Raw genomic sequence first — 18,860 nt, forward strand, 5'->3', positions numbered from 1 at the left:
AGTTTTGCAGTCCATTTATGAATGTTTATATTTTTTATTGAAAAGAGTGAACGATCCGGTGGCAACACCGCAAGTGTGAGGGATAAGACATGAAACCGGCAATTTCCTTTATTTTGAGATTGCCTGAAGATTAATCGCGAAATGTGTAAAAGCACGAATACTAAAGTTGCTTTAATCCCTTCCAAACTTAAGAGAAAAAATAAAAATTCTCAAAAGATTTGCCCTTGCCTTTGCGGATGACGCATATAACTGCTCCATCGAAATGAAATATAACAGCCACGGTTTTGAACGAGTTTCCCCCTCACCTAACTAAACCTTGCCCGTTTATCCTTCGGGGTGACGGGCTTTTTTATGTCTTCGGATTAATTTGTGGAACAGGTCGTGAGACAAATCGAATGAAACAGAAATTACTCCCTGCATAACGAATTATCTTTCCCATAAAGCAGATCTTCTGCAATTACATTAAGATCGAACTCAACTCCACCATAATCAGGTTCCTGCACCCACCTGATCAATGAAAGATTCTTTGTTGGGAATGTTTTAAGAATGTTATAAACTTCGATAGGATTGATCGTTGCTTCTTTTTGAAGGGCATATTCCATCATAACTCCCCAATTAAATTTAAAATTCTTGGAGATAACCCAAATATCCACGATATCCTTCGTTTCAAATCGGAAGATAGCCGATAACTTGTTTGTCAGAATATTTGCCCAGTTATCAATAAAGCCAAATTCGGAATCAACCAATACATCGCCGAAGTGCGTGGAAATATCGTTCACAAAATCCACTTTCAATTTTATTTTGTCCTTTTGAAGAATCAGTTGCACAAACCTTGCAGAAGTGACTGTTTTTGCAATATCGATAGTGATTAGCGAATTCTGTGATTGTTCCCGGACCGCCTCCATGAATCTTTTAACAAAACTTAAGAATTCCGGATTATCATTTACAAAAAAATCCAGGTCATCAGAATACCGGTGGTTAAAAAGAAATCTGCTAAGAGCGGTTCCACCGGTCAGATAAAAGGGAATTTTTAAGTCTCGAACGATTTTCAGTACTCCATCCTGTAGGGGGTAGAGGTTCTCCGTGTAAAACTTTTCTGACGAGTTCATATCTGTTCCTTATCTCCCGGTCTCGAATCTTTTCAATCAATTCATGGGTAAGGTTATGTATAAGGTAATCTTTGCCGTATAATTTAAGAATGCTATACCAGGGAACTCTCTCAAGAATTCTTTTAAGGATATACTCCTTGGTTAAGAAAGCGTAGCCGGGTTCCTGCTCCAGAGTGATGAGATATAATTGAATTACATCAACATCATAATCCCAGAATATTGGGTTGAGCGTTTCTTTTATAAAGGATTTATCAGGCATACACAAATATAAAGATAAATAAAGAAATATTTTGCTCACCGAGCAAGTAATTCAAATGACAGTCTGTGTTTTCAAGCTGAATAAAACTATCCTTTTCCCTTGCCTTAAATTGACAAATCTCTCTTATTTTGGAGTTACAAATTAAATTTTTTCCCCGATTATTTCAAACATTTACGGAGGAATCGTGAAGTTGAAGACGAATGTGATTACGGCAGTTCTTTTTACTATATTATTTGTTGGTAGTGGTTACGCTCAGAAAATTACGGACATTATCCAGCCCCTAAGAGTTGTATCGGGCAAGCCGGGTGAATTCAGGATTTCTGACATCTGGTATGCCGGTGACTACAAGGTGAAATTCAAGGAGAATAAAGCCCTCAAAGTATCCTATAGCGAAAAGGACAGCATCCTCAGAGTGGAGACTGACAAGGATTTCGAGGGAATAACCCTCCTTCCATTTGAATATAAAAAAACGGTTTATCAGATACCTGTTGTTGCTGCAAAACAGAGATTTCACACTTTTTCACTCAAACCCTCAAAAAAATATAAACACCTTACGGTGATAGGTCAGTTTAATGCCTGGAACCGCCAGTATGACCCCATGACCGATGCAAACGGCGACGGTGTTTATGAGATATCCGTCCCGATAGAACCGGGTAGATACGAGTACAAGTTTTTTGGTGATGGTGAAGAGATAGTTGATCCCGCAAACAAAGATTCTGTTCCAAACGGAATGGGAGCCTTTAATTCCGTTATTATCATAGAAAAACCGTTCAAAAGCAGAGCATTTCTCCATAACCTGGGAGTGAAAGAGTCAAAATCGTTCAGATTTTTCCATTTTATCTGTGAAAAAGACGGTAAACCGGAACCTGTTGCAAAAGAGAATATCACAGCTTTGCTCGACAATGAATCGCTTACCGACTCTGAAGTGAAGATTGAAAATGGAATTGTTATAGTTACACTCCCCAGAATGAATATGAAAGGGAACCGGCTTTTAAGGGTTGCAATTACCAAAGACGGGCAAAAAACCAACTGGCAATATATCCAGTTGCAGGATGGTGCCCCCGCAGGAAAAGGGAAATTCAACTGGTATGATGCGATAATTTATTCCATCATGGTCGACAGATTCAAAGATGGCGACAAATCGATAAACAAGCCTGTCGTAAGAGACTCCGTTTTCCCGCCTGCAAATTATCAGGGTGGCGATTTCCAGGGAATAATCGACAAAATAAAAGACGGTTATTTTGAGAAACTTGGGATAAACACCATCTGGATTTCACCCGTGAATGACAATCCGATGACTGCGTGGAGGGAGTACCCTGCACCGAACAGATGGTACACAGGTTATCATGGTTACTGGCCTGTAAGTGACACAAAAGTTGAAGAGCAGTTTGGCACCATGGCAAAACTGAAGGAACTCGTTAAAGCCGCACACAAAAAAGGAATAAAAATTCTCCTCGATTTTGTTTCCCACCATGTGCATCAGGAACATCCCTGGTTCAAACAGCATCCCGACTGGTTCGGAAGCCTCGATCTTCCTGACGGAAGGAAAAATCTCCGCCTCTGGGATGAATATCGTTTAACTACCTGGTTCGAACCTTACATTCCATCATTCGACTTCACAAAATCGAAAAAAGCGCTCAACGCTGTAAGTGACAACGCAATCTGGTGGCTTGAGCAGACGGGTGCCGACGGATTCCGCCACGATGCAGTTAAGCATGTTCCGAACGAATTCTGGCGTGTGCTTACGGCAAAAATAAAGAAGCATTTCAAAGGAAAGAGGGATATAGAGGTTTATCAGATCGGTGAGACATTTGGTGACTACGCAATGATAAGCTCCTATGTGAACAACGGTCAGCTCAGTTCACAATTCAATTTCAACCTCTTTGATGTGGCTATTGTAGCATTTCTGAATAAAAATGCTTCACTGGAGCTGATATCCACCGAAATGGAGAAGACTTTCGATGTATATGGTCCGATTCATGTTATGGGTAACATAATGGACAGTCATGACAAAATCAGATATATGGCCTATGCAGATGGAGACCTTGAGATAAACGACGGAAGGGCTGCCGAGATCGGCTGGAACGCACCGCCCAAGGTTGACAATCCTTCGAGTTATGACAAACTGAAACTTTATTACGCTTACATGATGACGATCCCCGGCCTTCCTGTTGTTTATTACGGATCTGAATTTGGAATGACGGGTGCATCAGATCCCGACAACAGAAGAATGATGTATTTTGGCGACAAATTAAACGGATATGAAAAGAAAACCCTCGATGATATAACCAAACTGATTGGGCTTCGCAACAAATATTCCGCCCTCAGGTATGGCGATTTCTATACTGTTGTCAGCTCGCACAATGTTCTTGGTTACATCAGATCTGATGCCAATGGCAGAGTGCTCGTACTCCTCAACAAATCCGAGAAAGAGGAAGTTGTAACTGTAAATCTTCCTGCATTTTATGATGTCGGGTACGCTGAAAATCCTCTTACGAAAGAAAGAATTGTTACCGAGAGTAATCAGATAAAGGTAAAATTAAGTCCTTCGGGATACGAAATATTTCTGTTGGAAAAATAAAATGCAAAGACGCGTTTTCTCAGGAAAGAGTTATCCTTTAGGTGCAACTGTAACCCCCGACCGCTCGGGGGTTAACTTTTGCGTCTATTCACGGAATGCCACTGCAGTCGAGATACTCCTCTTCGATTCACCTGAAGCTAGGCAACCCTCGGATGTTATCAGGTTGAGTATCCTTAACCACAGGACATATTTTTACTGGCATGCCTTTGTGGAGGGGATAAAACCCGGACAGATATATGCCTACCGTGTTTATGGTCCGTTCAATCCTGAGAAAGGTCTGAAATTTGATCCCGAGAAAGTCTTGATCGATCCCTACTCCCTCCTCGTTGTGGACAATCTCTATAACAGGGAGGCAGCAAGAAAACCGGGGAGCAATGTTCAGTGCTCTATGAGAAGCGTGGTGGTTGATCCCTCCGACTATAACTGGGAGGGGGATATGCCGCTGAATCTCGAGAGGACGAGGACAATCGTCTATGAATTGCATGTGAAGGGATTTACTGCCAACCCGAATTCGGGAGTTGATGAAAGGCACAGGGGCACCTTCAAAGGACTTGTTGAAAAAATCCCGTATCTAAAGGAACTTGGCATCACTTCCGTTGAACTGCTGCCGATACAGCAGTTTGATCCTCATGATGTAAAACCGCCTCTCGTGAATTACTGGGGATATAATCCGATTGCTTTTTTTGCTCCGCACAGGGCATACAGCTCCGACCAGTCTATTTTTGGGCCGGTCAACGAGTTTCGTGACATGGTAAAGGCACTGCATAAAGAAGGAATTGAAGTGATTCTCGATGTGGTGTTCAACCATACTGCCGAGGGTGATGAGACGGGACCCGTCCTTTCCTACAGAGGATTTGAAAACAAGGAATATTACATCCTGAATGAGAATAACCCTTACGGCTATGCAAACTATACAGGCTGCGGAAACACCCTGAATGCAAACAATACTGTTGTGAAAAGGATGATAATCGATTCATTGAAATACTGGGTTTCTGTAATGCATGTTGACGGATTCCGTTTCGATCTCGCATCGGTTCTTGCACGGGATCATGACGGGAAACCACTTCAAAATCCGCCAATTCTTTGGCAGATCGAGTCCGAACCCATTCTCGCAGGAACAAAATTGATTGCAGAAGCATGGGATGCGGGGGGATTGTATCAGGTCGGTTCTTTTGTCGGTTACAAATGGGCTGAGTGGAACGGGAAGTTCAGGGATGATGTGAGGAGATTTGTCAGGGGCGACCACAATATGACAAAAATTATCGCACAAAGAATATCTGCGAGTCCCGACATTTATCCCGATCCCCTAAGGAATCCTGCACGCGGAATCAATTTCGTCACCTGTCACGACGGTTTTACTCTGAATGACCTCGTTTCATACACTATAAAACATAACAAGGAAAACAGGGAGGAAAACAGGGACGGAACAAATGAGAACTTCTCATGGAACTGCGGGACGGAGGGACCAACAAACGACCGGGCTGTTGAACAACTGAGAAAAAGGCTTATCAAAAATTATATAGCGTTACTCTTCACTTCACAGGGAACCCCTCTTCTGCTAATGGGGGATGAAGTAAGGCGGACACAAAACGGTAATAACAATGCCTATTGTCATGATAATGTTATGAACTGGTTCGACTGGTCTTTGGTACACAAGAACAGGGATATTCTGCAGTTCACTAAAAAGATGATCCATTTTACCAGAACTCACCACATCTTCACATGGTGTTCCCCCTGGTTAAGCGGCGGGAATTTTGGTGCTTCGATTATCGACTGGCATGGTGTCGAACCCTTCAAACCCGATTTTAGCGACAATTCGCTTACGATTTCATATACCTTGAAAGATTTTTGGAACAACTCCTATTACCACTTCATCCTGAACAGTTTTTGGGACGGTCTTGATTTCAAGTTGCCACACTACAACAATGCTAACCAATGGGAAGTTATTATGGATACAGCCCAGGAGAGCCCCAAAGATTTTCATCCGCCCGGCTCAGGCGTCTTTGTGGAGGGAGATAAATACCTCGCCACCGGAAGAAGTTTTGTGATATTGTATGCGGGAATGAAATGAAGGCTGAGGGCTGAATTTTTGAAGGCTAAAAGTTTGAGCTATGAAGTATGAAGTTTGAGCTGTCAATTAGCTCATAGTTCATAGATCATAGCTCATCGCCAACAAAGTTTAGAGGAACATCGAGCTAAAAGAAAGGTTTACACCAATCTGAGCGAGCAGGATATCAGTTTTCGATTTTCTTGTGTTGTATGAAACGGTTGCATTTTGGGTGTTTATGATAACATCGCCCTCGGTGAGGTATTCAGCTTTTGTACCCATCAGGTATCTTGCCTTTATGTCAACCATTACTCTTGTGCCCATCTGATCGTACACGGTGAACATCAATCCGGCACCACCTCCGTAGCTGAAAGCCCAGTCGCTGAAATTCTGATCTGAAATGGTTTCTTTTCCCGAAAATCTTTCAAGAAGTGAAGTCTGGGTGTACATATATGAACCACCTGCGATCAACTCAACATAAGGTTTGAAGAGGGTGCTGGGTGGAGCAATACGAATCAGGGCATGTCCCAAAACAATGTTGTTTGATCTGGTAACATCAACAGTCAGGTCGGGGATAGTGTTGCTAAGAGGTGCTCTTCTTGTTTCATTACCATAATTAACAAATGCAAGATCGAAACCCCATTCGACAGGTACGCCGGGTGCTGTGGGGAAAAGAATTTCGCCACCGATACCGATACCGGTTCTTGAAAGGTTGTCTTTGAATTCACCCTGTGGGAATCCGAGAGTAAAATTTATGCCAAAACTTTGAGCAATAGCCTGCGATGAAAAAATCATTAAGGCAGCGGCAACAATAAATATATTCTTCTTTTTCATGTTCTTCCTGATTAAGTTTATTAAAAACTAAAGTGCCAATATAACAAAATGTGGAGACTAATATTGTTAAATTACCCTGTAAGTTTTTCAGAAATTGTTGGAATAACATGGGAAAAATAGTAACAGAGACCCTTTTGCGCCTCATAGTTGTATTAACGGCCGTATATTTTATAAGAACGGCATTTCCCGATGACAAATTTTGGCTTATCCTCGCCATAACTGCTGTTATTGGAGGTGTTGTACTGCCTGCTTACAATTCTTACACAAGTTTTTACAAAAACAACAGGGAGATAATAGAAAACTCCATCTGTTCGAAGTGCCGCCACTTCGATGAGTCCGCAGTCCTCTGTAAAAAGTATGAAAGCCACCCGAGACCCGATTTCATTCCGTGTGACGGAAAGGAATTTGAGGGGTGAGCAAGGAAATTGTCCTGACCGAGACAGATCATGCCGGAGTCGTTTTTCCGGATGCATTCAGGCTTCCCAGGGAATGTGCATTTTTATTTAATGAGATTTATTGTTAATTTTCCTAACTTCAAATTTATGATCCGGTTAATTACATGACATTAGAACAATTAAGAAAGAAGAAACGAAAAATCCTGAGACTTGCTGAAAGTTTCGGGGTTGAAAGCGTTATGGTGTTCGGTTCCACGGCACGAAGCGAATCTGATGAGAACAGCGATGTCGATTTTCTTGTAGAGATGAAAGAAGGAAGTACCATCCTTCAACGAATAGGTTTTAAACTTGCTCTTGAAAAATACCTGAAAAAGGATGTTGATGTAATCACAGTAAAAGCCCTCAAAGGTCAACTTTCTGATACTGTCAGGAGGGATGCAGTTGCTTTATGAGAAGTGATTGGTTGTGGCTCCATGATATCTTAATGGCAATAAATAAGATAAAGCAATACACCGATCAGGCAGAGGAAGAGTTTTACAAGTCGGAACTGGTACAGGTTTGGGTAATATATCATCTACAAATCATTGGTGAGGCAGCTAACAAACTGTCGAAGAACCTAAAGAAAAAACACCCGAACATTCCATGGGCAGAAATAACCGGTTTGAGAAATATCATAGTGCACGAATACTTCGGTGTTGATCTGGACGAAATTTGGAGTACTGTAGAGTATGACCTTCCTACATTGGAATTCGGAATATCGAAAATTCTTAGCTCGGAAACTGAATAATTTCTAAATTGGTTTTAATTATATTGTATTATTATTTTAATCAATTATTATTTAGATATGAGCCCATTCATGAAGAGATCAATTGCAGCAGTGGCATTTGTCGTGCTGGTGTTCACCGTGGTGCTGATGGTGACCCCTGTTCAGTCCCAAACACTTAAAAATGCCTTCCCAAACATCACGATACCCAATCCCGTTGACCTACAGTCCCCGATGGACGAGACCAACAGAATATTTGTTGTCTCTCAGCAGGGGAGGATATTCGTATTCCCGAACAGAAGTGATGCCTCGAACCCGAAGGTTTTTCTCGATCTGACCGACCGTGTACTCTACGGTGGTGAACAAGGGTTGCTCGGACTTGCATTTCACCCCAACTTCATAAAAAACGGCTACTTTTATGTCAATTACACCGCAAACAACCCCCGAAGAACGATAATTTCCCGTTTTCAGGTTTCAAATGTGAATGGCGACTCTGCTGTAAAAGCATCCGAATATATTTTAATGACCTACAACCAGCCCTTCTCAAACCACAATGGCGGACAGGTAAGTTTCGGTCCTGATGGCTATCTCTATATAGCTGCAGGTGACGGCGGCTCCTCGGGTGATCCTCAGGGAAACGGACAAAACAAGGCTGCACTTCTGGGAAAGATTTTAAGAATTGATGTGAACGGCACTTCTCCCGGAAAAAATTACGCAATTCCTCCCGATAATCCATTTGCAGGAAACACACAGGGATGGGCAGAGGAGGTTTACGCTTACGGGATGAGGAACCCATGGCGGTTCAGTTTCGATCTTGCCACCAACAAACTCTGGGTTGCAGATGTGGGGCAAAACATGTGGGAAGAGATTAATATCGTAGAAAAAGGGGGTAATTACGGCTGGAAAATCATGGAGTCGTTCCATTGCTACAGTCCGTCTACGGGTTGTGACACTACCGGTCTAAAACTTCCGATCTGGGAATATGCCCACAATTCCACAGGAGGATATTCGATCACGGGGGGCTTCGTTTACAGAGGGAACAAAAACCCGAAACTTACAGGGAAGTATATCTATGCTGATTATGTTTCCAAGAGAATTTGGGCTCTGAAGTATACTCCCGGACAACCCGTTCAAAATGAAGTGCTGCTTAATAATTCAGGACTTTCAATAGTCTCTTTTGGTGAAGACAATTTCAAAAACCTCTATATCCTCGATTATTCCGGTAAGATTTATATGTTCGAACCGCAGGTGGATGCTGTTGATGCAATTCCGCAGTTTACAGGCGGAAATTTTGCAGCACTGAAACAGAATTACCCGAATCCGTTCAATCCCTCCACTTCAATATCATTTGCACTCGCAAAAGAAAGCAATGTAAAACTGGAAGTGTATGACATCTTCGGATCATTGATCGAGGAGATCAAAAAAGGAGTTTACAACGCAGGGGAGTTTGTCTTCGGCTGGGAACCAAAAGGTCTCGCATCAGGCACCTACCTCATCAGAATGACCGCCTCCGCCGCCGATGGTAATGGACTGCAAACCCAAACCATAAAGGCGCTGTTTATGAAGTAAGGCAGAAATGCGAATGCTGAGGGCGGAATTGCGAGGGCTGAAGGCTGAAATTTTAAAGTTTGAGGTTTGAAGTCTGAAGTTTGAAAAACCCGCAAGGGTGACATATGGGTAGAACTCCGGCGACCACCTTCAAGAGAGCCCTTGTGGCGGCATATGGGTAGAAACCAACCCGGGAAATCTGAAGAGGAGCGACAATCGTCTCGATTGTCCAACCGACAAATATTAAGCCCTTGTGGCGACATATGGGTAGAAAATCAGGCACCCAACATCAAGAGAGCCCTTTGGGCGACATATGGGTAGAAACAGCGGCAAATTCCGATCAATCTTTCCCCCACCTTTCGAAGGAGGTGCCGAAGGCATCCCTTTGGGAGGGGTAGGGGGGCGGTACAGAAGAGGGGCAGGGGTGAGGTGGGGAACAAAATTCTATTACCCTTCCGGCATAAAATTTGTCGGTCGGACAATCGGGACGATTGTCGCTCCTTTTCAGATTTCCCGGGATGGTCGCTCATTCTATCCATATGTCGCCACAAGGGCTCTCTTGGAATGGGTCGCCGGGGTTCTACCCACATGTCGCCCGGAGGGCTTAAAAAATCCTCTGCGAAAATCTCCCGAAGGGATGCCTTCGGCACGTTTAATCTGCGTGTATCTGCGTCCTCTACCCATATATCGCCACGAGGGCTTAAAAAACCATCCGTGCAAAATCCGTGATATCCGTGTAACTATTCAACCCCTTATTTCAACAAATCTGCCAAAGCATCGTCTATTTCGGGGAAGGCATATTTAAACCCTGTTTTTTCGGTGTAAGCAGGGATAACCTTTTGGCTATCGAGGATGGTAGCAGACATTTCACCAAACATCAGTTTCACTGCAAATGAAGGCACTTTCATAAGCGACGGTTTTTTGAGTGCCTTGCCCAATTGAAATGCAAATACATCCATCGTTATGGGAGTGGGGGAAACACCATTGAAAACGCCATCCTGGGGATTGTCGATAAGATAGAGGTAAAAATTGACTATGTCGTCGATGTGGATCCATGACATCCACTGGGTACCGCTTCCGATGGGACCGCCAACCATAAACTTGAATGCAGGAATCATCTTTTTTAGTGCACCGCCTTCGGGCGAAAGTACCACCCCTGTTCTCACAATAGAAACCTTCACTCCGTAGGGTTCAGCGAGAAGAGCCTGTTTTTCCCATGCATCACATACATCAGAGAGGAATCCTTCCCCCTTACGGGAGGTTTCATCCACTTCTTCGTCACCTGTATTTCCATAGAATCCTGTTGCAGATGAGGAAATCAGCACTTCGGGTTTTTTCTCCAAAAGCGAAATGGCGTGAATGAGTGCATCAGTGGTTTGAACGCGACTGTTGAGGATCACCATCTTATAAGGTTCGCTCCATCTTTCGGCAACGGAAGCTCCTGCGAGATTCACAAACGCTGCGGCTCCCTCAAGTTTTTGGAGGACGGGTTTGGGATCGCGGTAGTCCCACTTCACAAATTCATTTATGTAAGCCATTCCACGGGCTTGAACGGGATCACGCGTAATAACAACAGGGACATCGCCCCTCTCATATATTTTTTTGCAAAGGTGCTTGCCAATCAAGCCTGTGGCACCTGTTATTACAATTCGTTTTGACATTAGGATAATCCTGATTTTTCGGTTTTCAATAGTAACAAAAATCGAAGTCATTTAATTTCAGTATTTTTGTAAAAAACAATCATTCTTTTTCGAAAAGGATCCAATGACGAATTTTGGACGACAGTTTGCCTCTTTTTTCCCGGCATTTATACTTTTTACAACAGCCTCATTTTCTCAATATTCACCAACATCACCTTACCTGACTGATCCTGACAGACTCGTTGGATATGTTGACAGTTGTGCGAAATTCTGGTTTAACTCATACGATGCGACCTACGGCGGATTTTACACAAATGTGGACAGGATGGGGAATGTTATCACCTCCTGGGGGACAAATAAAAAGCCCCTCACCCAAACCCGTCACGCCTATGCTTTTTCAAAGGCTTTCATGCTTACGGGAAATGAAGTGTATCTGCAAAAGGCTCAGGATGCTCTGACATTTTTATACGGTAAAGCGTGGGATAACACAAACGGCGGCTGGTACGGGGATCTGAACAGACAAGGCTCCCCTGTTTCATCATCCGCAGCCAAAACGGCATTTGATGCACATTACGCTTTATTGGGAATTGCTTCCATGTATGAGGCAACCCGTGATCCGCTTGCTGAATCGTGGTTTAACAAGGGATATGATCTCCTTGAAAACAGGTACTGGGACAGGGGTTCTGCTTTTGGATACTTCGATCAGGCAGCAGCGAATTTTTCCACCCGCACAGGGAAAAGTTTTAACGCAACTGTGGATGCCCTGACAACACATCTGCTTCTGATGAGCAGACTGACGAGCGAAACAAAGTATCGAACCAAAGTTGACTCGATTGTTTTAAACATCCTCAACATGCTTGTGCCGACGATGGACAGCCAGCAAATCGGATTTGCAGAGATATATAATTCTGACTGGAGCATAAACCAGTCTGAAACCATGACGATAATGGGACATGTTCTCAAAACTGCATGGGTGCTCGGAAGGGCATACAGACTCGATCCCAAGCCGGAATATATCACAGCCGCAAGGAAGCTTTTTAATAATGTGCTGCAAAAAGGATACGACCATGTTTACGGTGCACCCTACAAGGATTACAACAGAACGACGGGACAGATGCTTCTTTGGGGGATTCAGGATTCTGCCAAAGCATGGTGGCAGGTCGAGCAGGCAATTACGGGCGGACTGGAGCTTTGGGACATTACAAAAGATGACGAATATCTCAGGGCAGCCGATGAGAGTATCAGTTTCTTTATGAATTACTTTGTCGATCGAACCTATGGTGAAGTCTATGAGAATACGATGCGAAGGGGTGGCAGAGTGTGGGGCGAGCACAAAGGAAACGGTTTCAAGGCGGCGTATCATTCGGTTGAACTCGGCTACCTCACATATCTGTATTCAAAAATTTATCTCGCAAAACAGCCCTTTTCCCTTTATTACAAATTTGTTCCGTCTGTTCTTCCGAGGACAATAAAAGTTTCGCCGCTTCTTACCTCTGCAGGGAAATTGATCATTTCGGGCGTTACGCTGGATGGTGCTCCTTTTGCTTCATTTAATCCGAATACCCTTGAACTGAATCTCGCATCAAACACGGGGGGAAAATTTAAAGTAACCTTCCAGCCACAGGAGATTTCCTCCATCGCAGATCAGGAACCGGGTATCCCGTCTGAAATGGTGCTGAATCAGAACTACCCAAATCCGTTTAATCCCGTTACGAACATAACATTTGAAATAAAGAACGGCACTGAAGTGTTGCTAAGGGTGTATGATGTGATGGGAAATGAAGTCGCAACTCCCTTTGCAGGCTACAAATCTGCAGGGCGACACACAATAAAGTTTGATGCCTCGGGACTGAATTCGGGAATCTATTTCTACACACTTAAAACAGGCGCAGGAACTCAAAGCCGGAAAATGACTCTCTTAAAATGACACGGAACAAAATGAAAAAATATGACTTGGCGGTCTTTGACATGGACGGAACCCTTTTTGACTCCGCCGACACTATCTACCATGCTGCGATAAAAACATTTGATGCACTCGGCATGAAAAATGTCAATTTCCCGCGGGACAGGTTCGAAACACAGATCGGTGCCCATTTTGCAGATATTTTCCACGATTTTGGGATAGTTGTCCCTGATATCGAGCATTATATCGATATCTATAAAGGGATTTATTTCGATTTTATCGACGACACAAAATTTTATCCCGGGATTCCCGAACTCCTCGACTCCCTGAAGGATTCAGGTGTAAAACTTGGACTCCTGACCACTAAAAATCAGCACCAGACTGAAAGAATTGCAGACCATTTCAATCTTCATCAATGGTTCGAAGTGTTGATGGGACGAAAACCGGGAATAAAAATTAAACCCGATCCCGAACCGCTCGAGATAATCATCTCACATTTTGGTGCGGATAAAACGGGTACCGTAATGATCGGTGACACGGAATTCGATATCGGATGTGGACAAAACGCCGGTGTGGATACCATTGCCCTTGGATACGGATACAGGGATAAACAATCTCTGCTCGATCTGAAGCCGACATACTATGCAAATACAGTGGAAGAGTTGGCAAAGATAGTGTTGCCTCACTAACTTTTTTTGATTTCTTTAATCTGATTTTAATAAATGACATCCATTAATTGCCCATGAAAAAAATTCAAATCCTTTTTGCACACCCCGCCCTTGAGAAATCACGGGTAAATAAAAAACTCGTCTCCGTTGCGAAGAAAATGGAAGGAATCACTTTTCATGATCTTTATGAAATTTATCCCCGTTTCGATATTGATGTAAAAAGGGAGCAACAACTGTTGCTCGAACACGACATTATAGTTTTTCACCATCCGTTCTACTGGTACAGTTGCCCACCTCTCCTGAAGCAGTGGATCGACCTTGTTCTTGAACACGGCTGGGCATACGGCTCAAAAGGTAATGCTCTTACCGGGAAATCGGGACTAAGCATAATCACAGCCGGTGGCAGGGAGTTCGCCTACACAAAAGAGGGGATAAACAAGCATACTGTGTGGGAGTTTCTTGCCCCGTTCAGACAGTCGTTTGCACTTTGCAAGATGGTGCCTCTTCCCGCGTTTGTTGTTTACGGTACCCATCGCCTCGATGATGCTGCGATTGAAAAGTGTGCTTCTGACTATGGCAAGATCCTTGAAATTTTACGGGATGAAAAATTTGATGAGGCAAAGCTGCAAAACACTCAATATTTCAATGATCTTTTAACATCTGAAGGGGAGGCATAAGATGCACGAAGGAGGATTTTTCTATCAGGCGTTTCTTTATCTTGTAACTGCAGTTGTCACAGTTCCGATTGCCAAGAAGCTGGGGCTCGGGTCGGTTCTCGGTTATCTCATCGGAGGAATTATTATCGGTCCCGCACTCCTCGGACTTGTAGGAAATGAGGGACAGGATATCATGCATTTCGCCGAATTTGGCGTTGTTATGATGCTTTTTGTGATCGGTTTGGAACTGGAACCATCCCTTCTCTGGCGGCTTCGTGCCTCCATTCTGGGGATGGGCGGGCTTCAAATCGGTCTGACTGCACTTGTGGCAGGTGGAGCCGCGTTTGCATTTGGACTGTCGTGGCAAGCCTCACTTGCAATCGGATTCACCCTGTCTCTCTCCTCCACAGCAATCGTAATGCAGACACTTCAGGAAAAAGGACTGATTAAATCGGGGGCGGGTCAAAGTTCTTTTTCGGTGCTCCTATTTCAGGACATCGCAGTCATCCCGATTCTTGCGATTTTTCCTCTTCTTGCCACCACAAACACAACGGCACCAGTAAATGCACATCCCTCATTTATGGAGACACTTCCCGCATGGTTGCAGACGCTTTTTGTTATAGGCGCGGTAGGGGTAATAGTTCTCGCTGGGAAATACCTCTTGAATCATGTTTTCAGAATTGTCGCAAAAACCGCAATGCGTGAAATTTTTACGGCGATGGTTCTTCTTTTGGTCATCGGTATTGCGCTGTTGATGAATTTTGTCGGACTCAGTCCTGCTCTCGGTGCATTTGTTGCGGGTGTCGTGCTTGCAAACAGTGAGTACAGGCACGAACTCGAAAGTGACATCGATCCTTTTAAGGGGTTGTTGCTTGGGCTCTTTTTTATATCGGTGGGTGCGAGCATCAACTTCGATTTAGTCACGGATCAGCCCGTTACAATTCTGCTCCTGACCCTCGGATTAATGTTTATTAAAGCGGCGGTGGTTTTTGTTATCGGGAAAATTTTCCGTCTGGGGAATGGCGAAAGCTCCATTTTTGCGGTTGCCCTTGCACAGGTCGGAGAGTTCGCGTTTGTACTTTTCTCATTCTCATCTTCACTCGGGATTCTTGATTCCAATACTACAGGGATTTTGACGGCTGTCGTTGCAATCAGTATGGCACTTACACCTTTCATCTTTACTTTTAATGAAAAGGTGATTCTGCCTCTCCTTGCCAGATCCAACCCTGCACCAGAACGGGAAGAGGACAAAATCGAGGAAAAAGGGAAAGTAATCATAGCAGGATTTGGCAGATTCGGGAATACGGCAGGCAGGTTCCTTCGGGCTAACGGCGTTTTCCCGACGGTCATCGACAACGATTCCGATCGTGTGGAGACACTTCGAAAACTTGGAATAAAGGTCTATTACGGAGAACCAACCCGCCATGATCTTCTCCATGCAGCAGGGGCTGAAGAGGCAAAAATTATCATTATTGCGCTCGATATTCCTGAAAAAGTTCTTGAAATGGTACACACAGTTAAAAAGCATTTCCCTCACGCAAAAATTCTTGCAAGGGCATACGACAGAGCCGATGCCTACGATCTTATGGATGCAGGGGTTGATAAAGTTTACCGCGAAACACTTGACACCTCATTAAGAATGGGTGCAGATACACTAAAACACCTCGGTTACCGGGCATATCAGACCGAAAGGATGAGCCACATTTTCTTCAACCATGATGAAGAAAACCTGAAGGAGCTGGCTGCCCACAGAAAAGACAAGTCGGAATATCTCTCGGCTGCCAGACAGGCAATAGAGGAACTGGAAGAAATTATCAGGGAGGATTTCAAGGACACGGATGTAAGCAGGGATGCCGGTTGGGATTCAGAATCACTCAGGGAGGAATTCGGAAAGTTCTGAGATTTGAATTCTCTTGCATATCTGCTCTAAAAACAGTAATTTGCAACAGGAGAACAACCAATTTCAGATGAAGAGATTTAATAATTCGTTGCTGATTGTAATATATCTTGTTTCCGGACTCTTGACGGGTTCCGCAAGCGGTATATTATTGTCCTCCTCGCAGATTACCATATCCGCAAAGAAGAGCAGTCCCCGGACTCAGTACTTCACTACTGCGAAAATCCCGAATCATATAGCGCCGGCTTCTTTCACGGAAATCGATGTTCATGATTTTTGCACGGGAATTGAAACACCCGATACAGACCCCGTAGTCTTCAAGCAGGTAGAGTCCGAACTCCACTCCCAGGCTCCAATTCTTGCACTTCCATTAAATAAAGCCCCGCCCTCCATTCTCTCTTAGAACTTATCGTTAATTAATTTTTATCGGTCGACCCGTTTTGAGGCGTAATATGCCGCATTCCGTTCGTTCCGTTATTTAAACTTAAGAGAGATTAAAATGAAAACTGAAGAAAAAGATGAATCAGGCATCTACGGCATGGTATTGTTTGTAGTGCTCGGTCTGGGCTGTGTGCTTCTTTTATTAAAAGCTGTTATAGGTTTCTGATATGGAGACATCATCACTCATCCTTATGCTCACTGTTTGGACTATAGTAATATCATTTCTAACATATTTCCTTAGAAAAGCAGTGAAAACCCGGAAGAAAGAGTGACAACCTGTCCCGTTTTCAAAAAGTGATGTATTAGATCAGGGTTTTTTCCTGAATAAAAAGAGGATTATGTTTCAAAACACAATTCAACATTTTAGGAGCAAGGTTTTATGGACCCGTTGGAAAATCTGATTAACTACATCACCCGGGATACAGTTTTATTTGCGGCGGTGCAGGCGGTGGTGATCATCCCTGCACTCGTCTCGATAATTTATGAATTCAACTCGAGGCGAAAGAGGAGAACCACACCCGAGGGAACCCCTTCCTTAACGGAAAGTGCAACCCCTGATCCGTACAACGGACTTCAGCGTATTTTGTACCCCACCACTCTAATATTTTTCGCAGCCGTCTGCTTCGCAAATGATGAAATAGCCGGTCACCGTATATTCTGGCTGGTGCTCGATTTTGGTCTGGTGACATACTTGCTTGTGTTTAGCAGGTGGGTGAGGGAGAGATGCAACTAAATGGAGAGTGAATTATGATTGTTTGAAGAAAATTTATTAATTTTCGACAGATTTAAAATAATAGCAGGTTAATATGTTTACGCGGATTTTATTTTTTGCATCCATTCTTTTATCAGTGGTAATAAAAGCTCAATGGTACCCGCAGGAAGTACCTGACACAAGCTATAAACTCAGATCAGTTTACTTCATTGACGATCAGACAGGCTGGGCTGCGGGTAACAATGGCATCATCATAAAAACCACAGACGGCGGGAGAAGGTGGACAAAACAAACCGACAGCTCCCGGATTTCTTTGAGGAGTCTCTTTTTTGTCGACAAACAAAATGGTTGGGCTGTGGGATCGGAATATGGTACTGGTTATTCAGTTGCACTTAAGACGGTAAATGGCGGGACAAACTGGAAGAGATTGCCAATTTTTTCGGGACCTTTTCAATCGGTCTTTTTTATCGACTCTCTAACGGGGTGGATAACCGGTGGTCCTGTGGATCGCGGTGCGAAAGGGATTATTACAAAAACCACTGATGGTGGTGCAACCTGGAAAAGCCAGTCAGCAAATGCCGGGCATGCAAATTTTTCAGTCTTTTTTATCGATCATCAAACGGGGTGGCTGGTTGGGGATGAAGGGATTATCTTCAAAACCACCAACGGAGGTGATATCTGGGTTCCACAGACAAGTGGAGTCTCTGATTATCTTAGAACAGTCAGGTTCATTAACAGGCAGACGGGCTGGATAGCAGGACACAACGGCATCATCCTAAAAACCACAAATGGTGGTGAGACCTGGATCAACCAGTCAGTTGACAATAAAATCTGGTTAGATTCTTTCAATCCGGTTGACAGTAAAACTGCCTGGGCTGCAGGAATTGATTACGGAACCGGGTCGGGTACAATTCTTAAAACCGTTGACGGTGGACTCTCCTGGTATCCACAAATACACCCCTCCAATCTTCAGACTGAAAGGCTTTCAGTCTTTTTCCTCGATGGAAACAAAGGGTGGGCAGTCGGCGACGGTACAATCCTGAAAACCACAAACGGCGGTGACATCTTCACCTCCTCCAATCGCAATTACACCCTGCTTCAAAACTACCCCAATCCGTTTAATCCCGTTACAACCATCAAATATGCCATCCCTCCGGGTCTCCAAAATGAGAAAGTGGCAGTGAGGCTCGTTATCTACAACATGCTTGGTGAAGAAGTCGCCCTCCTCGTAAACGAAGAAAAACCCTTCGGCACATGGGAAGCAAAATGGGATGCTTCGGGTGTATCATCGGGGGTCTATTTTTACAGGTTGACTGCGGGGGGTTATGTTGATACCAGAAAGATGGTGCTGGTGAGGTAGGGGGGAGATTACAGATGTATATTAGAATAGATGTTTAATATTTTTTC

At 43.8% G+C, this 18,860-nt stretch carries 16 protein-coding genes; 13 read left to right on the forward strand and 3 right to left on the reverse strand.

The genetic code is table 11. The annotated features are described in order from the left end of the window. Positions 1-407 precede the first annotated feature (407 nt). Positions 408-1,109, reverse strand: coding sequence for a nucleotidyl transferase AbiEii/AbiGii toxin family protein (locus J0L60_13095; protein MBN8547061.1), 702 nt, complete (start codon positions 1,107-1,109; stop codon positions 408-410). A gap of 443 nt (positions 1,110-1,552) precedes the next feature. On the opposite strand from J0L60_13095, the gene J0L60_13100 reads away from it, so the two are divergent. Beyond that, positions 1,553-3,949: a hypothetical protein gene (locus J0L60_13100; protein ID MBN8547062.1), complete on the forward strand. Its 2,397-nt coding sequence runs from the start codon at positions 1,553-1,555 to the stop codon at positions 3,947-3,949. A 1-nt stretch (position 3,950) separates the two neighbouring features. Continuing rightward, positions 3,951-6,020: a glycogen debranching protein GlgX gene (glgX, locus tag J0L60_13105; protein MBN8547063.1), complete on the forward strand. Its 2,070-nt coding sequence runs from the start codon at positions 3,951-3,953 to the stop codon at positions 6,018-6,020. Between the two features lie 108 nt (positions 6,021-6,128). Here glgX and J0L60_13110 read toward each other — a convergent pair whose 3' ends face one another. Beyond that, positions 6,129-6,830: an outer membrane beta-barrel protein gene (locus J0L60_13110; GenBank protein ID MBN8547064.1), complete on the reverse strand. Its 702-nt coding sequence runs from the start codon at positions 6,828-6,830 to the stop codon at positions 6,129-6,131. Between the two features lie 107 nt (positions 6,831-6,937). Between J0L60_13110 and J0L60_13115 the strand changes: the two genes are divergently transcribed. The 4 genes from J0L60_13115 to J0L60_13130 all read left to right on the forward strand — a co-directional run bounded on the left by J0L60_13115 (position 6,938) and on the right by J0L60_13130 (position 9,557). After that, complete coding sequence (locus J0L60_13115) at positions 6,938-7,246, forward strand: hypothetical protein (protein MBN8547065.1); 309 nt, start codon at positions 6,938-6,940, stop codon at positions 7,244-7,246. A 143-nt stretch (positions 7,247-7,389) separates the two neighbouring features. Then, positions 7,390-7,677 carry a nucleotidyltransferase domain-containing protein gene (locus J0L60_13120; protein ID MBN8547066.1) on the forward strand — a complete coding sequence of 96 codons (288 nt, stop codon included), beginning with the start codon at positions 7,390-7,392 and terminating at the stop codon, positions 7,675-7,677. After that, positions 7,674-8,012, forward strand: coding sequence for a DUF86 domain-containing protein (locus tag J0L60_13125; GenBank protein MBN8547067.1), 339 nt, complete (start codon positions 7,674-7,676; stop codon positions 8,010-8,012). Before J0L60_13120 ends, J0L60_13125 begins: the two co-directional genes overlap by 4 nt. A 69-nt stretch (positions 8,013-8,081) precedes the next feature. After that, positions 8,082-9,557 carry a PQQ-dependent sugar dehydrogenase gene (locus tag J0L60_13130; GenBank protein MBN8547068.1) on the forward strand — a complete coding sequence of 492 codons (1,476 nt, stop codon included), beginning with the start codon at positions 8,082-8,084 and terminating at the stop codon, positions 9,555-9,557. A gap of 731 nt (positions 9,558-10,288) precedes the next feature. Here J0L60_13130 and J0L60_13135 read toward each other — a convergent pair. After that, entirely contained in the window at positions 10,289-11,197 is a 909-nt protein-coding gene (locus J0L60_13135; GenBank protein MBN8547069.1) for a TIGR01777 family oxidoreductase, read from the reverse strand. A 103-nt stretch (positions 11,198-11,300) separates the two neighbouring features. On the opposite strand from J0L60_13135, the gene J0L60_13140 reads away from it, so the two are divergent. The 7 genes from J0L60_13140 to J0L60_13170 all read left to right on the forward strand — a co-directional run bounded on the left by J0L60_13140 (position 11,301) and on the right by J0L60_13170 (position 18,813). Next, positions 11,301-13,103 carry an AGE family epimerase/isomerase gene (locus tag J0L60_13140; protein ID MBN8547070.1) on the forward strand — a complete coding sequence of 601 codons (1,803 nt, stop codon included), beginning with the start codon at positions 11,301-11,303 and terminating at the stop codon, positions 13,101-13,103. Between the two features lie 11 nt (positions 13,104-13,114). Continuing rightward, positions 13,115-13,768 carry an HAD family hydrolase gene (locus J0L60_13145; protein MBN8547071.1) on the forward strand — a complete coding sequence of 218 codons (654 nt, stop codon included), beginning with the start codon at positions 13,115-13,117 and terminating at the stop codon, positions 13,766-13,768. A 53-nt stretch (positions 13,769-13,821) separates the two neighbouring features. Then, the gene (locus J0L60_13150; protein ID MBN8547072.1) at positions 13,822-14,424 is read left to right on the forward strand and encodes an NAD(P)H-dependent oxidoreductase; all 603 of its coding nucleotides are present in this window, start codon (positions 13,822-13,824) and stop codon (positions 14,422-14,424) included. 1 nt (position 14,425) lies between these two features. Then, complete coding sequence (locus J0L60_13155; GenBank protein MBN8547073.1) at positions 14,426-16,303, forward strand: cation:proton antiporter; 1,878 nt, start codon at positions 14,426-14,428, stop codon at positions 16,301-16,303. A 67-nt stretch (positions 16,304-16,370) separates the two neighbouring features. Continuing rightward, positions 16,371-16,703, forward strand: coding sequence for a hypothetical protein (locus J0L60_13160; protein MBN8547074.1), 333 nt, complete (start codon positions 16,371-16,373; stop codon positions 16,701-16,703). A gap of 417 nt (positions 16,704-17,120) precedes the next feature. Next, on the forward strand, positions 17,121-17,474 hold the full coding sequence (locus J0L60_13165; protein ID MBN8547075.1) for a hypothetical protein: 354 nt from the start codon (positions 17,121-17,123) through the stop codon (positions 17,472-17,474). Positions 17,475-17,547: 73 nt separating this feature from the next. Continuing rightward, positions 17,548-18,813: a T9SS type A sorting domain-containing protein gene (locus J0L60_13170; protein ID MBN8547076.1), complete on the forward strand. Its 1,266-nt coding sequence runs from the start codon at positions 17,548-17,550 to the stop codon at positions 18,811-18,813. Positions 18,814-18,860 lie beyond the last annotated feature (47 nt).

It is taken from the genome of Ignavibacteria bacterium (genome assembly GCA_017302895.1).
GTDB lineage: Bacteria > Bacteroidota > Ignavibacteria > Ignavibacteriales > Ignavibacteriaceae > UTCHB3.

Excerpts from the sequence above, each read along its gene's own strand:
- J0L60_13095 (MBN8547061.1), bottom strand. The coding sequence starts at position 1,109 with ATGAACTCGTCAGAAAAGTTTTACACGGAGAACCTCTACCCCCTACAG.
- J0L60_13160 (MBN8547074.1), top strand. The coding sequence starts at position 16,371 with ATGAAGAGATTTAATAATTCGTTGCTGATTGTAATATATCTTGTTTCC.
- J0L60_13115 (MBN8547065.1), top strand. The coding sequence starts at position 6,938 with ATGGGAAAAATAGTAACAGAGACCCTTTTGCGCCTCATAGTTGTATTA.
- J0L60_13150 (MBN8547072.1), top strand. The coding sequence starts at position 13,822 with ATGAAAAAAATTCAAATCCTTTTTGCACACCCCGCCCTTGAGAAATCA.
- J0L60_13125 (MBN8547067.1), top strand. The coding sequence starts at position 7,674 with ATGAGAAGTGATTGGTTGTGGCTCCATGATATCTTAATGGCAATAAAT.
- J0L60_13165 (MBN8547075.1), top strand. The coding sequence starts at position 17,121 with ATGGACCCGTTGGAAAATCTGATTAACTACATCACCCGGGATACAGTT.
- J0L60_13155 (MBN8547073.1), top strand. The coding sequence starts at position 14,426 with ATGCACGAAGGAGGATTTTTCTATCAGGCGTTTCTTTATCTTGTAACT.
- J0L60_13170 (MBN8547076.1), top strand. The coding sequence starts at position 17,548 with ATGTTTACGCGGATTTTATTTTTTGCATCCATTCTTTTATCAGTGGTA.
- J0L60_13140 (MBN8547070.1), top strand. The coding sequence starts at position 11,301 with ATGACGAATTTTGGACGACAGTTTGCCTCTTTTTTCCCGGCATTTATA.
- glgX (MBN8547063.1), top strand. The coding sequence starts at position 3,951 with ATGCAAAGACGCGTTTTCTCAGGAAAGAGTTATCCTTTAGGTGCAACT.
- J0L60_13130 (MBN8547068.1), top strand. The coding sequence starts at position 8,082 with ATGAAGAGATCAATTGCAGCAGTGGCATTTGTCGTGCTGGTGTTCACC.
- J0L60_13120 (MBN8547066.1), top strand. The coding sequence starts at position 7,390 with ATGACATTAGAACAATTAAGAAAGAAGAAACGAAAAATCCTGAGACTT.
- J0L60_13110 (MBN8547064.1), bottom strand. The coding sequence starts at position 6,830 with ATGAAAAAGAAGAATATATTTATTGTTGCCGCTGCCTTAATGATTTTT.
- J0L60_13135 (MBN8547069.1), bottom strand. The coding sequence starts at position 11,197 with ATGTCAAAACGAATTGTAATAACAGGTGCCACAGGCTTGATTGGCAAG.
- J0L60_13145 (MBN8547071.1), top strand. The coding sequence starts at position 13,115 with ATGAAAAAATATGACTTGGCGGTCTTTGACATGGACGGAACCCTTTTT.